The 14268-nt window shown below is 50.0% G+C and carries 12 protein-coding genes; 11 read left to right on the forward strand and 1 reads right to left on the reverse strand.

Annotated features, from left to right (window positions below):
* Position 1 precedes the first annotated feature (1 nt).
* The 9 genes from motB (at position 2) to AYY16_RS02265 (ending at position 10237) form a co-directional block, all read left to right on the forward strand.
* Complete coding sequence (gene motB / locus AYY16_RS02225) at positions 2 to 1024, forward strand: flagellar motor protein MotB (RefSeq protein WP_067361458.1); 1023 nt, start codon at positions 2 to 4, stop codon at positions 1022 to 1024.
* A gap of 75 nt (positions 1025 to 1099) precedes the next feature.
* Complete coding sequence (cheA, locus tag AYY16_RS02230; protein ID WP_067361461.1) at positions 1100 to 3154, forward strand: chemotaxis protein CheA; 2055 nt, start codon at positions 1100 to 1102, stop codon at positions 3152 to 3154.
* Positions 3155 to 3170: 16 nt separating this feature from the next.
* A complete protein-coding gene (gene cheW / locus AYY16_RS02235; RefSeq protein ID WP_067361474.1) occupies positions 3171 to 3668 on the forward strand; it encodes a chemotaxis protein CheW in 498 nt (165 codons plus the stop codon).
* A 97-nt stretch (positions 3669 to 3765) separates the two neighbouring features.
* A complete protein-coding gene (locus AYY16_RS02240) occupies positions 3766 to 5451 on the forward strand; it encodes a methyl-accepting chemotaxis protein (protein WP_067361477.1) in 1686 nt (561 codons plus the stop codon).
* Between the two features lie 115 nt (positions 5452 to 5566).
* Complete coding sequence (locus AYY16_RS02245; protein WP_067361480.1) at positions 5567 to 7141, forward strand: methyl-accepting chemotaxis protein; 1575 nt, start codon at positions 5567 to 5569, stop codon at positions 7139 to 7141.
* A 95-nt stretch (positions 7142 to 7236) separates the two neighbouring features.
* Entirely contained in the window at positions 7237 to 8100 is an 864-nt protein-coding gene (locus tag AYY16_RS02250) for a CheR family methyltransferase (protein ID WP_067361482.1), read from the forward strand.
* Positions 8072 to 9139, forward strand: a complete 1068-nt coding sequence (locus AYY16_RS02255) for a protein-glutamate methylesterase/protein-glutamine glutaminase (RefSeq protein WP_067361485.1) — start codon at positions 8072 to 8074, stop codon at positions 9137 to 9139. The genes AYY16_RS02250 and AYY16_RS02255 overlap by 29 nt, the downstream gene beginning before the upstream one ends.
* 41 nt (positions 9140 to 9180) lie before the next feature.
* Positions 9181 to 9573, forward strand: coding sequence for a chemotaxis response regulator CheY (gene cheY, locus AYY16_RS02260; protein ID WP_067361487.1), 393 nt, complete (start codon positions 9181 to 9183; stop codon positions 9571 to 9573).
* A 25-nt stretch (positions 9574 to 9598) separates the two neighbouring features.
* On the forward strand, positions 9599 to 10237 hold the full coding sequence (locus AYY16_RS02265; protein WP_067361497.1) for a protein phosphatase CheZ: 639 nt from the start codon (positions 9599 to 9601) through the stop codon (positions 10235 to 10237).
* Between the two features lie 62 nt (positions 10238 to 10299).
* On the opposite strand, the gene AYY16_RS02270 is transcribed toward AYY16_RS02265, so the two are convergent.
* The gene (locus AYY16_RS02270) at positions 10300 to 10575 is read right to left on the reverse strand and encodes a DUF5339 domain-containing protein (RefSeq protein ID WP_067361506.1); all 276 of its coding nucleotides are present in this window, start codon (positions 10573 to 10575) and stop codon (positions 10300 to 10302) included.
* Positions 10576 to 10939: 364 nt separating this feature from the next.
* Between AYY16_RS02270 and flhB the strand changes: the two genes are divergently transcribed.
* On the forward strand, positions 10940 to 12082 hold the full coding sequence (flhB, locus tag AYY16_RS02275; protein WP_067361510.1) for a flagellar biosynthesis protein FlhB: 1143 nt from the start codon (positions 10940 to 10942) through the stop codon (positions 12080 to 12082).
* 1 nt (position 12083) lies between these two features.
* Positions 12084 to 14180, forward strand: a complete 2097-nt coding sequence (gene flhA, locus AYY16_RS02280; RefSeq protein WP_067361514.1) for a flagellar biosynthesis protein FlhA — start codon at positions 12084 to 12086, stop codon at positions 14178 to 14180.
* The last annotated feature ends 88 nt before the right edge of the window (positions 14181 to 14268 follow it).

A 14268-nucleotide genomic window follows, 5' to 3' on the forward strand; every position in this document is an offset into this window, starting at 1 on the left:
AATGAAACCGGGCAATACGCAGATTATCCGCGTCAAAAAGCGGGGTAGACACTCGCACGGCGGCGGACACGGGGGATCATGGAAGATTGCCTATGCGGATTTTATGACCGCAATGATGGCGTTCTTCCTGGTGATGTGGCTGATTTCAATTTCCAGTCCGCAGGAACTGACACAAATAGCGGAGTATTTTCGCACACCGCTGAGAACGGCAATTAATCCCGGCTCAAAAACCGGCGATGCGACAAACCCTATCCCGGGCGGCGGTCAGGACATCATCTATCAGGAAGGTGATGTTATGCCTGATCCGAACGGCATGACCGATGATCAGGATGCGGAAGGTAATTTCGAAAAACTGAAACAGGATCTGGAGCAGGCGATTTTAAATGACCCGCGTCTGAATGAACTCAAGCCGCACCTGCTGATTGACATGATTGATGACGGCTTGCGTATTCAGATTGTGGACAGTGCTAACCGCCCGATGTTTATGGTGGGTTCAACACACGTTGAGCCTTATATGCGGGATATTTTGCGGGCTATTGCGCCGATCCTCAATGATGTGCCGAACCGTATCAGTATCTCCGGTCATACGGATGATCTGCCGTACGCGAATGGCGCGAACTACAGTAACTGGGAATTATCCGCAGAGCGTGCAAATGCATCCCGCCGTGAACTGGTTCGTGGCGGAATGAATGAACATAAAATTCTGCGGGTGGTCGGGATGGCGTCATCTGTTCATCTGGACAAAAAAGACGGGCTGGCACCGATAAACCGCCGTATCAGTATCATTGTTCTGAATGAAGCAGAAAGGGCCAGCATCCTGCATGAATATGAAGGTGCTGTACCCATCAATAGCATACAGGAACTGAATGCGCTGGAGATGCCTCCGTCCGGGATCCCTGCGGAAAAAAATCCGGTGGAAATCAGTGTGATACCACCGGAGCCGGAAAAACAACCGGCGATCCCGGCAGAACCCGGCGGAACACCGCCACAGGATGCCGCCACAGCGGCAGACAAACAACAATAAATATGAAACACAGGTACTGCCGGATTTTCCGGCAGTACCTGTCAGTCGTAACGCAAGCAAAATTGGATAACAGCGATGGATATAACCGAGTTTTATCAAACGTTTTTCGATGAAGCTGACGAGTTGCTCCTGGATATGGAGCAGCATCTGCTGGAGCTCGATCCTCATGACCCGGACAGCGAACAGCTTAATGCCATCTTCCGCAGCGCGCACTCTATCAAGGGCGGTGCTGCGACATTCGGATTTACGCTGCTGCAAAAAACCACACATACCCTGGAAAATCTGCTCGATAAAGCCCGTCATGATGAACTGACACTGACGCCGGATATTATCGATATCTTCCTGGACACAAAAGATGTGATGGGCTCGCAACTTGATGCTTACAAAAGTGACAGGCTGCCGGACGAAGAGAGCTTTAACCGCATCTGTGAAGTGCTGGGCCGTGTAGAACAGAGTGTCGCTGATGCCGCTGTTATCACAACACAGGCTGCGTCTTCACAGGATAGCACCGGTGATGAACCGGCGGAAACAACCGCTGTTTCTGCGGCGGCGGGAACCGGTTTTGCGCATCACGTCACCTTCACGCTAAGTCAGTTAAAAGCCACGGAAGTCCCTTTACTGGCGGATGAACTGGCACTGTTCGGGACTGTTTATAAAACAGAAGAGGGCACAGACACACTGCGGATCTGGCTCGGAACGAATACGGATATTGAAGATGTCTGCGGCGTACTCTGCTTTGTGGTGGATGAATCGCAGATAGCGCACGAAGAAACACCGGCGGAAGAGTTAGCCGCTATTCTGGCTGCGGAAGAAAAACCGGCAGAGCAGGAAGAGCCGGAGGTTGTACAAGCCCCGCAGGCCGCTCCTGTGGAAAAACAGGCAGAGCCTGCACGCAAAGCACCGGCTGTTAAAACTAAAGGCGACAGCGGCAGTATCCGTGTGGCAGTGGAAAAGGTCGATCAGTTGATTAACCTGGTGGGTGAACTGGTGATTATTCAGTCGATGCTGACACAGCACAGTCAGCAGGTTGAACAGTCAGAATATGCCGAGCTGCTCAGTTCGATTGTTCAGCTTGAGCGCAATTCACGGGCATTGCAGGAGTCGGTTATGTCCATCCGGATGATGCCGATGGATTACGTATTCAGCCGCTTCCCGCGCATGGTGCGTGATATCGCCTCCAAACTGAACAAAAAAATCGAACTGAAAGTTGAGGGTAGCTCAACCGAACTGGATAAGAGCCTGATCGAACGGATTATTGACCCGCTGACGCATCTGGTGCGCAACAGTCTTGATCACGGTATTGAACGACCGGAAGTCCGCGCGGCAAACGGTAAACGGGAAGCCGGGACACTGACGCTGGCGGCAGAGCATCAGAGTGGCAATATCTGTATTGAAGTGCGCGATGACGGCGCGGGACTGAACCGCGAACGCATTCTGGCGAAAGCCCGCCAGCAGGGAATGGATGTCCACGACAACATGACCAATGATGATATCGCGATGCTGATTATGGCACCGGGATTCTCCACCGCCGAGGTTATTACAGACGTGTCCGGGCGCGGTGTTGGTATGGATGTAGTGAAACGGAACATCCAGGACATGGGCGGACGTATCCAGATTGGCTTTACAGAAGGCAAGGGAACCATCACCCGTATTCTGCTGCCGCTGACCCTGGCTATCCTGGACGGCATGTCCGTCAAAATTGCAGACGACGTGTTTATCGTACCGCTCAGCGCCATTATCAGCACATTGCAACCGCGTCAGGAAGATATTTACCGGCTGGCAGGTGAAGAAAAAATGTTACTGGTGCGCGGAGAATATCTGCCACTGGTCGAAATGCATCAGGTATTCGGTATCGATGGTGCGGAACGCGACCTGGCAAAAAGCATTGCGCTGATTGTTCAGAATGCGGGCAACCGTTACGCCTTACTGGTCGACAAATTGGTGGGTCAGCAGCAGGTTGTGGTGAAAAACGTCGAAAGCAACTACCGCAAAATTCCGGGCATTTCTGCCGCGACTATCATGGGTGACGGCACTGTCGCACTGATTGTTGATGTGGCGGAGTTACAGCGGATGAACAACGAAATTTTGTGCAGCAAAAAACTGAACACGTCACACGTCGTGATGCAATAAACAGAGGTAAATGACCATGTCTATGATGGATGATGATTTTAACAAACTTGATGAAGAAAAAAACGGCGAAGGGTATCTGATTTTCACCTTAGGCGAAGAAGAGTACGGCATTGAGATCCTGAAAGTACAGGAAATCCGGGGATATGAGCAAGTTACCCGGATTGCGAATACACCGGACTTTATTAAAGGTGTCACTAACTTACGCGGCGTTATTATTCCGATTATCGACCTGCGGGTGAAATTTTCTCACCAGAACGTGACCTATAACGACAACACCGTGGTGATTGTGGTCAATCTTAAAGATCGCGTGGTGGGAATTGTGGTGGACGGCGTATCTGATGTGCTGGTTCTTAAAGATGAGCAGATTGCCCCGGCCCCGGATTTTGCCGTGACATTATCCACCCGCTATCTGACCGGGCTTGGCACCATCGGTGAGCGGATGCTTATCCTGGTGGACATTGAAAAGCTGCTTTCCAGCGATGAAATGGCGCTTATCGACAGCATGGCTGAATGATAACTAAGCTAAATGGTTTTGGTGTATCTATCACTAAAGTTTTTTTTTGATGTGACCGATATCAAAAATACAATAAAACTATGTCAGTAAAAAAATTATGTATAGCCGAATTAAAATTGTATCAGGGCTTTTATCCGTCATTCTTATTTTTGTACTGCTGCAATTAACATCCAGCGGGCTGATGTTCAGCAAGCTGGGTGAGAATCGCGACAGCATACATTTTCTGGACTCGCTCCAGAGCCAGAGACAAGTATTAACCCAGAGCTGGGTCAATCTGATCCAGGCCCGTGCGAACTTAAACCGCGCGGCAAATGGTTTTTTACTGAGAGAACATGCCTTTAAGGATGATGCAACACCGGAAGATCTGATTAAAACGGCACATCGCCAGTTAGCCGATGCTGATAAAGCGTATGCCCGTTATATGAAAATGATGGAAGGGACGTCATACGATAAGGCTAAGTTTGAAAAACTGCTTTCAACTTATGAAACTTACCGTAATGCGTTAACCCGGTTGTCAACGTATGTGCAAAATGATCAGTTAGATCAATTCTATACCTATGCAACATCAGGGTATCAGATGAAATTTGAAGAACAGTTCAATGCCTATTTTGACAGCATATCAACCGCTTTCCGTGGTGAAGTGATTAACGCAGAAGATAACTTCGATGAATCACTTTATATGCTGATTGTACTCGCCGTTATTTTGGCACTGACCAGCCTTATCAGCTATCGCTATGTTAAACGTGGCATTATTTTCCCTCTGAATAATTTGGTGGAGCGCATCAATATCTTTGCTGCCGGTGATCTGACCCCGACAGTGCAGGTTGATGGTAATAATGAAATAGCGGATCTGGGGCGTGGTGTTCAGCACATGCAGCAGGAGCTTATCAATACGGTGCGCGGTGTGCGTGACGGCAGTGAAAATATCTATCAGGGCACCAGTGAAATTGCAGCAGGAAACAATGACTTATCTGCGCGCACACAAGAGCAGGTTGCCTGTCTGGAGCAGACCGCTGCCAGCATGAGTGAACTGACTGCCACTGTAAAACAGAATACTGAATATGCCCATCAGGCCAGTGAATTTGCCGGTCAGGCATCTGTCATTGCCCGTGAAGGCGGGAAAGTGGTGTCTAACGTGGTGAATACCATGCTGAATATCGCTGACAGTTCACAGAAAATTTCTGATATCACTGCGGTTATCGACAGTATTGCGTTCCAGACCAATATTCTGGCACTGAATGCTGCCGTGGAAGCAGCGCGCGCCGGTGAACACGGACGCGGATTTGCTGTGGTCGCAGACGAAGTCCGCAACCTTGCCCAGCGCAGTGCGAATGCGGCAAAAGAAATTAAAACGCTCATTGAAGACTCGGTATCCCGTACCGGAACAGGCGCCCGTCAGGCAGAAGATGCCGGTGAAACCATGACTAAGATTGTGGAATCCGTCACGCGTGTTACTGACATTATGGCCCATATCGCAACCGCTTCTGATGAGCAGAGCAAAGGAATTTCACAGGTCAGTATTGCAGTGGCTGAAATGGACAAAGTGACGCAGCAGAACGCCTCACTGGTTGAGCAGTCTGCGGTGGCGGCAAATGTGCTGGAAGAACAGGTGGCAAAACTGTCACAACTGATAGCTATTTTCCGCTTACCGGCCTTGAAACACAGGGACGATAAGTATACTGAACCGGCGGCAAGAACGATTTCAAACGTCGTGAAAACCCCGGATCTCAGTAAAATATCATCGAAGAATCATCAAGATGATGACAATTGGGAAACTTTCTAACGACGCGTCTCAGCTTTGCGCTGTCAGGGTGATACCTGACGGCGCTTTTGTGCATCACAGCGATAACAATAATTGAAGCAGGTGAGCTCTGAGCGGACGCAATTGGGGATGGTATATGTTTGGTAAGAGAATTCGGATTTCTGTCAGTTTATATCTGCTACTCATTTTCTTTTGTGGCATGCAGATAATTTCCAGCGGTTTATCGCTGGGAATTGTTTCATCAGAGCTAACGTCGCTGGAACGGGTCGATCTCGGCTCTAAAAAGCGTTCACTTTTGGTTTCATCGTATGAAGATCTGATGCAGGCACGTAACCTGCTGACTCAGGTTGTTATCCATATCAAAGTCGGCTCTGAAGAGAGTGATATCCGTCAGGTGAAAACCGCCTTTGATATGTTGCTGGAAAAAGCGGCTGAAGATTATAACCAGTTTAAAGCGCAGCCGGTTCTCAGTGAAAAAGAGGATTTCGCCGGTATCGAGGAGCAGTATCAGTCTTACCTCGGAGTGGTGAAGGAACTGCGCGGTTATATTGATGCAGGTAACATTCCTGCTTACGTTGAGCACCCTACACAAATGTATCAGGACAAAATGGGGGCGGTTGTCAGCGATTATCTTGCATTACTCGATGATGAAAGCCGCAGTGCCATTGAGTCCGGCACATTCTATAACCGCCTGGCATGGATTATGTTTTTCTGCGTGACCGGCACCATTTTGTTTATCTCTGTGCTTGCGCATTTCTGGATGCGTTACAAGGTTATCAATCCGCTGACCAGCATGAGTGAACATTTTATGCTGGTGTCAGAAGGAAAACTGAATCAGCAGATAGATGTCACGTCCCGTGATGAAATCGGTAGTGTTTTCGGGCAGTTACAACTGATGCAGACATCACTGGCAGAATCGATATCAAACGTTCGCCTGAATACAGACCAAATGTATACCGGAATTCGTGAGATTGCGCTGGGCAATAATAATTTATCATCACGTACAGAGCAGCAGGCGGCCTCTCTGGAAGAGACGGCAGCCAGCATGGAAGAACTGACCGCCACAGTGAAACAGAATGCGGATAATGCACGCCAGGCCAGTGAGCTGGCGGTAACCGCATCTAAAACGGCGGGGCGTGGCGGGAAAATTACGGACAGCGTGATTGAAACCATGACCTCAATTGCCAACAGTTCGCAGAAAATCAGCGCCATTATCAGCGTAATCGACGGCATTGCATTCCAGACCAATATCCTGGCACTGAATGCGGCTGTTGAAGCGGCCCGTGCCGGAGAGCAGGGACGCGGGTTCTCGGTGGTGGCAGGTGAAGTCCGTGCATTGGCACAACGCAGTGCGGAAGCGGCGAAAGAGATCAAATCACTGATTGATGAGTCCGTTGATCGGGTCGGACAGGGTACTCAACTGGTGGACAGCGCCGGTAAGACTATGGAAGAGCTGGTGATTGCGGTAAATCAGGTGACAGAATTAATGAGTGAAATCGCCTCGGCATCCAATGAACAGAGCCGGGGAATTGAACAGGTGGCAACCGCCGTCAGTCAGATGGATCTTGTTACTCAGCAAAACGCCGCGCTGGTTGAGCAGTCGACCAGCGCCACTGCAGCACTGGAAGATCAGGCTAATAACCTGGTGGAAACAGTGTCGTTCTTTGAATTACCTGACAATAAAGGGCCCAAAACCGGCTTTGCCGGCTGATTAAGTCGTGAAACTCCCCGGTATCGGGCCGCTATATCGCAGGCTGTCCGGTGCCGGGTCGTATGACTATTTTTACAGAAAGGACAACAAGTACGATGCTTTTTGCGCCACAGATAGCACCACTCACAGATGATGAGTTTGGTCGGGTGTGCCGGTTTATTTATAAAAAGTCAGGCATCGTCCTTAGCATGAATAAAAAAAATATGGTTTACAACCGCCTGTTAAAGCGGCTGAGAGACTGCAATACGGGCACATTTTCTGAATACCTGCGCATGCTGGAACGGGAGCCGCTGCACCCGGAATGGCAGGCTTTTATTAATGCACTGACGACGAATTTAACGGCTTTTTTCCGTGAGCCGCACCATTTTCAGACACTGACAGAATTTATCCGCTCCCGCCGTGATCAGCCGATCAATATCTGGTGTGCGGCCTCGTCAACCGGGGAAGAGCCTTATTCTATCGCCATGACACTCAGTGATGTCCTCGGACAAAATGCACTGAATGCCAAAGTGATCGCCAGCGACATCGACACTGAAGTGCTGGAAAAAGCCCGCAAAGGTGTTTACCGCCTTGAAGAGCTGAAAAATATGAATGCTCTTCAGCGCCAGCGCTACTTTATGAAAGGCGTCGGGGAATATGAAGGTTATGCGCGGATAAAACCGGCACTCGGGCGGATGGTTGATTTCAGGCTGTTGAATCTGACCGATACTGACTGGCAGTTTCAGGGACAATTTGACGCCATTTTCTGTCGTAATGTCATGATTTATTTTGATAAAGAGATGCAAAAACAATTGCTGGAACGTTTTATTCCGCTACTGAAGCCTGACGGACTGCTGTTTATCGGACACTCAGAGAATTTATCTCAGTTATCCCAGCGTTATGTCATCAGAGGACAAACCGTATACAGCGTTCAGGCTGCCGGGAGAGGTGATGAAAAAAATAAAAGTACTTTGCGTTGATGACTCCGCGCTGATGCGCCAGTTAATGCGTGAAATCATTAACAGCCATCCGGATATGACGGTTGTGGATGTCGCACCGGACCCGTATGTCGCGCGTGATTTGATTAAACAGCATGAGCCCGACGTGGTCACGCTGGATGTCGAAATGCCGCGTATGGACGGAATAGACTTTCTGGAAAAACTGATGCGCCTGCATCCTGTGCCTGTGGTGATGGTCTCCACACTGACCTCCAAAGGTTCTGAGGTGACGTTAAAAGCACTGGAACTGGGGGCGGTGGATTTTGTCACCAAACCGCAGATCGGCATTCGTGAAACCATGATGAGTTACCGTGATCTTATCGGTGAAAAAATCCGTGCGGCAGCCATGTCAAAAGTCACCCGGGCAAGCCGTACTCAGCGTCAGGAAAAAACAGCTGCGACACCGGTGGTTACCGGCAAGCCGCTGTCATCGTATGTTTGCCACAACCGCGTGATAGCGGTTGGTGCTTCAACAGGCGGCACAGAAGCTATCCGTCAGTTCCTGGAAATGTTGCCGCCGGAATGTCCGCCGGTGGTTATTACCCAGCATATGCCGGCGGGTTTTACCCGTTCGTTTGCCGAGCGGCTGAATAAACTGTGTGCGCTGACGGTAAAAGAAGCGGAACACGGCGATACTCTGCTGAAAGGGCATGCGTATATCGCACCGGGAGATGCTCACATGCTGATTGTGGATAAAGGGCATGGTTATCAGGTGGCGCTGCAACAGACGCCGCCGGTAAATCGTCACCGTCCGTCTGTGGATGTGTTGTTTGACTCAGTGGCAGAGAGTGCCGGGCGTAAATGTATCGCGATATTACTGACCGGGATGGGTATGGACGGCGCACGCGGTATGCTTAATCTGCACCAGAAAGGCGCGGTGACGTACGCGCAGGATGAGCGCAGCTGTGTGGTGTTTGGTATGCCGAGAGCCGCAATTGAACTGGATGCCGTCGATGAAATCCGCGATCTCCTCAAAATAGCACCGAGTGTGCTGGAAAGACTTGCCGCTGTTTCCGCGTAGCGGGAGCAGCAATTATTCATTGTATTGAAGCAGGAGTGGTTATGGCCGCTAAAGATTTAAATTTTCTGGTTGTTGATGATTTTTCCACAATGCGCCGTATTGTACGCAACCTCTTAAAAGAGTTGGGATACAACAAAATTGAAGAGGCGGAAGACGGTGTGGATGCACTGGAGAAAATCCGTGCGGGACAGATTGATTTTGTGGTGGCGGACTGGAACATGCCGAATATGGACGGACTGGAATTGCTGAAAACCATCCGTGCAGATGAGGCACTCAAGCACATTCCGGTCATGATGGTCACCGCTGAAGCCAAAAAAGAAAACATTATTGCCGCAGCCCAGGCGGGTGCCAGTGGTTATGTCGTCAAGCCGTTCACCGCAGCCATTCTTGAGGAAAAGCTGAACAAGGTGTTTGAAAAGATGGGTCTGAACTGAGAAGTATCAGCAGAGGGAAAGCAGGATGACGGAAAGCATATCAACGGACAGAAATAAAAACAGTGATGATGATTTAAAACAGATCATCACCCGGGTTGGTTTTTTAACGAGGATGTTGAGAGAAAGCATGCGTGAACTGGGATTAGAAAAGGGCGTGCAACAAGCGGTCGCGACAATTCCGGACGGAAAAGACCGATTGCGTTATATCGCTCAGATGACAGCACAGGCCGCCGAAAGAACACTCAACGGGATAGACACCATCAAGCCGTTACAGGTAAAGATGCATGATGAGGCGCTGGATTTGCAGGAACGCTGGCAATCGTCCCCGTCACCGGAGAGTGACCCGTTATTGCAGGAATCAACCATGGCCTTTATCCGCCGGGTGATTGACGGCAGTGCGGTGACCAAAAGTGAGCTGATGGAAATCATGATGGCGCAGGACTTTCAGGATCTGACCGGCCAGGTTGTGAAAAAAATGATGGAAGTCGTGGAAGAAACAGAGAAACAGCTGTTATTCCTGCTGATGGAAAATACACCGGCGGATATCCGCGCAAAACACCCGGTCGACAGCCTCAAGAACGGACCGCAGATTGATCCGAAAGGCTCCAATGTGGTGGCATCACAGTCACAGGTTGATGACCTGCTGGATGAACTCGGATTTTAGTTGTAAAAAAACCGCAGTAAGGATACTGCGGTTGTGAAATATCTTTCCACACGGGAAGGATATTAGATACCCATTGCCTGCTTAACCTGAGCCAGTGCTTCGCTACCTGCTTTACATGCAGCATCCTGCTGATCTTTAGGCATTGCAGCGATTTGCTTTTTAGCATCATCGTACTGCTTCATCATCGGCTCTAACTGAGCTTTAGCTGCTTCGTTTTCGCTGGCTTTTTTCATTAAAGCATCAACTTCAGAGAAGTATTTGTTACAGGTTTCAGTAGCGCCCGGAACGGCTGATGCTGTTTTTTCTTCGCCGGAACATGCGGTAAGTGCCAGAGCCATCAAACCCAGAGAGCAGGCTAAGATTGTTTTTTTTCATGTAGTGAGTACCTTGCTTGTGATTATCGTGGAATAAATCGTCCGGAATTATAAATAAACCAGCAATTATGCCTATCGGAATTATTCCTAATTTAATCATTTACATAAAATACGGGGTTTCGTGGGGCTGCGGGCGGGTTTGCACAGATAAAGCATTGCAATACCATGATTTGTTTCATTGTGAAGTTATTTTCTGCTGGAAAGTTCATCAGAGCGGCTTTAATCAGGGAATTACCCCGTTAAGATCAGTCATTTTCCACCATTGAATCAGCCGTACTCTGTCATGCTATAGCCATAAGCAAAATAGCCGCAGACGGCGGAGGCGTGCGTGTCTGATGAAAGTGATGTAGAAAAAACAGAAGATCCCACCCCCCATAAAAAAGAGAAAGCGAAAGAAGACGGACAGATAGCCCGCTCAAAAGAGCTCAGTTCACTGATGATGATGCTGGCGGGGGTTAGTTTGCTGTGGTTAAGCGGCGGACATCTGGCCGGACAGTTGCGCACTATTTTTCGTCAGGGATTTATTTTTGACAGTTTTTATCTGCAAAACTCCGGGTTGATGCTCAGCTATCTGGGCAAAGTGATTACTGAAGCATTGTTTGCGCTGCTGCCGGTTGTCGGCGGGCTGGCGTTGGTGGGTATTTCGGCATCGGCACTGGTCGGCGGGCTGGCATTCAATACAAAATCCATCAAGTTTGATCTGTCAAAACTCAGCCTGTTAAAGGGGCTTAAACGCATTTTTTCCATGAATGCGCTGGCCGAGTTATTCAAAGCCATTCTTAAATCCGCATTTATCGGCCTTGGTGCCTGGATTTTTTTATGGCAGGCCTGGCCCTCATTACTGCATTTGGCAATGGAATCACCGGGAACCGCAATGGGTAATGCGATGCAGAAAGTTATTTTTGCCGGTTATCTCATCATATTTATGCTGATCCCGATGGTGGCGTTTGATGTGTTCTGGCAGTTGCGTTCTCACCTGAAAAAGCTGCGGATGAGCCGTCAGGATATCAAGGATGAGTTTAAGCAGCAGGAAGGCGACCCGCAGATAAAAGCAAAAATTCGCCAGCAACAGCGGGCGATGGCGCATAACCGCATGATGGCAGATGTGCCCGGGGCTGATGTCATCGTGACTAACCCGACACATTATGCGGTTGCACTCAAGTATGACGATAAAAAAATGAGCGCCCCCAAAGTGCTGGCAAAAGGTGCCGGTGTGCTGGCACTGCGGATAAAAGAAATAGGTGCGGAAAACCGCATTTTACTGCTGGAAGCACCGCCGCTGGCGCGTGCCTTGTACCGCCATGCTGAAGTGGGTCAGTCAATACCGGTGGCACTGTATGCCGCCGTGGCTGAAGTTCTGGCATGGGTGTTTCAGTTACGTCGCTGGCGTCGTGAAGGCGGGCTGAAACCGAAGAAACCGAAGAATTTACCGGTGCCTCAGGCACTTGATATTGTTGGAGAAAATAACTGAAATGGCTAATCTGGCTGCACTTTTAAGATTACCGAAAAACATGCAGGGAGCACAATGGCAGTTACTTGCAGGACCTGTGCTCATTTTGATGATCCTGTCCATGATGGTTCTGCCGCTGCCGGCGTTCATTCTGGATTTGCTGTTTACGTTTAATATTGCACTTTCCATTATGGTTCTGCTGGTCGCTATGTTTACCCGGCGTACCCTGGATTTTGCGGCATTCCCTACCATTCTGCTCTTTTCGACCCTGCTTCGCCTGTCACTGAACGTGGCATCGACCCGTATCATTCTGATGGACGGACACACCGGACCGGCTGCCGCCGGACAGGTGGTGGAAGCATTTGGTCACTTTCTGGTCGGCGGTAACTTTGCCATTGGTATTGTGGTCTTTATTATCCTGGTATTAATCAACTTTATGGTTATCACCAAGGGTGCGGGGCGTATTGCGGAAGTGGGCGCACGCTTTGTTCTTGATGGTATGCCCGGTAAACAAATGGCAATTGATGCCGATTTGAACGCCGGTATTATCACGGATGAAGAAGCCAAACGCAGGCGTACTGAAGTCACTCAGGAGTCGGATTTTTACGGCTCGATGGACGGTGCCAGTAAATTTGTCCGTGGTGATGCCGTTGCCGGTATTATGATCATGGTGATTAACGTGATCGGCGGGCTGATTGTCGGGGTTGCTCAGCATCAGATGCCGCTGGGCGATGCCGCCAGCACCTATACACTGCTGACTATCGGTGATGGTCTGGTCGCACAGATCCCTGCACTTATCATCTCAACGGCTGCCGGTGTTATTGTAACCCGCGTGGCGACAGATGAAGATGCGGGCGAACAGATGATTTCCCAGCTGTTCAATAATCCGCGTGTCATGTGGCTCAGCGCCGGGGTGCTCGGGCTGCTCGGGCTTATCCCGGGAATGCCGAACTTTGTTTTCCTGCTGTTCACTGCCGCACTTGCCGGTCTTGGCTGGTATCTGGTGAAAAAATCGCAGGCACCGGAGAAAGTCACAGAAACCAATGTGCAGGATAAGCACTTCCGTGAAGCCAATAAAGTGACGGAAGCCACCTGGGACGATGTTGTCGCTGAAGATTTACTGGCAATGGAAGTTGGCTACCGGCTGATCCCGCTGGTAGATAATGACCAGCAGGGCGAGCTGCTCGGACGTATCCGCGGATTGCGCAAGAAATTTGCGCAGGAAGTCGGGTATCTGCCGCCGGTGGTGCACATCTGTGACAACCTGGAACTGACCCCGACGAGTTACCGTATTCTGATTAAAGGTGCGGAAGCAGGACGCGGGGAAGCTCAGCCGGGTCGCTGGCTGGCGATTGATCCCGGTAATGCGGCAGGCTCTCTGGAAGGGGATGCGACGCAGGAACCGGCCTTCGGATTACCGGCAGTGTGGATTGATGATGATCTGCGCGAGCAGGCGCAAATCCAGGGTTATACCGTGGTATCTGCAAGTACGGCGGTGGCGACGCACTTTAATCAGATTCTGCTGGAGTACGCGAGTGATCTGTTCGGGCGTCAGGAAGCACAAATGCTGTATGACCGCGTGAAAAAAGAGATGCCGAAACTGGCGGATGACCTTATTCCTGATACATTGTCACTGACGCTTTTCCATCGGGTCCTGCAAAATCTGCTGGCAGAAAACGTGATGATCCGCGATATGCGCACCATTATTGAAACGCTGGCGGAGCAGGTGGGTGATAATGGCGAACAGAAAGACGCGGATATTCTGACATCTCAGGTGCGGATAGCCCTGGGCCGTGCGATCACACAGCAGTGGTTTGGCTCTGCCGGTGAGATTCAGGTTATCGGGCTGGATGCGGGTCTGGAACAGATCCTGTTACAGGCATCGAAAAACGGCGGCGGACTGGAGCCGAACCTGGCGCAGAGCATTGAGCAGCAGGCAATCGCCGCCGTATCACACCAGGAAGCAATGGGTGCACCAACAGTATTGCTGGTGAATCACTCCCTGCGTCTGATTTTATCCCGCTTCCTGCGCCGTAGTCTGCCGCAGTTGGTGGTGATGTCAAACCTGGAACTGAATGACCGTCGTCAGATAAGAATGACGTCCATGATTGGCGGCTGATAAGCTGATAAGCTGATAAGCTGATAAGCTGATAAGTCATTAAGACATTATTGCTGCACTAAATTACTGCACTAATACGATACGGGAG

Source organism: Morganella psychrotolerans (assembly GCF_001676155.1).
GTDB classification, from domain to species: Bacteria; Pseudomonadota; Gammaproteobacteria; order Enterobacterales; family Enterobacteriaceae; genus Morganella; species Morganella psychrotolerans.

Excerpts from the sequence above, each read along its gene's own strand:
- AYY16_RS02240 (WP_067361477.1), top strand. The coding sequence starts at position 3,766 with ATGTATAGCCGAATTAAAATTGTATCAGGGCTTTTATCCGTCATTCTT.
- cheA (WP_067361461.1), top strand. The coding sequence starts at position 1,100 with ATGGATATAACCGAGTTTTATCAAACGTTTTTCGATGAAGCTGACGAG.
- AYY16_RS02270 (WP_067361506.1), bottom strand. The coding sequence starts at position 10,575 with ATGGCTCTGGCACTTACCGCATGTTCCGGCGAAGAAAAAACAGCATCA.
- cheY (WP_067361487.1), top strand. The coding sequence starts at position 9,181 with ATGGCCGCTAAAGATTTAAATTTTCTGGTTGTTGATGATTTTTCCACA.
- AYY16_RS02245 (WP_067361480.1), top strand. The coding sequence starts at position 5,567 with ATGTTTGGTAAGAGAATTCGGATTTCTGTCAGTTTATATCTGCTACTC.
- AYY16_RS02265 (WP_067361497.1), top strand. The coding sequence starts at position 9,599 with ATGACGGAAAGCATATCAACGGACAGAAATAAAAACAGTGATGATGAT.
- AYY16_RS02250 (WP_067361482.1), top strand. The coding sequence starts at position 7,237 with ATGCTTTTTGCGCCACAGATAGCACCACTCACAGATGATGAGTTTGGT.
- motB (WP_067361458.1), top strand. The coding sequence starts at position 2 with ATGAAACCGGGCAATACGCAGATTATCCGCGTCAAAAAGCGGGGTAGA.
- cheW (WP_067361474.1), top strand. The coding sequence starts at position 3,171 with ATGTCTATGATGGATGATGATTTTAACAAACTTGATGAAGAAAAAAAC.
- AYY16_RS02255 (WP_067361485.1), top strand. The coding sequence starts at position 8,072 with ATGAAAAAAATAAAAGTACTTTGCGTTGATGACTCCGCGCTGATGCGC.
- flhA (WP_067361514.1), top strand. The coding sequence starts at position 12,084 with ATGGCTAATCTGGCTGCACTTTTAAGATTACCGAAAAACATGCAGGGA.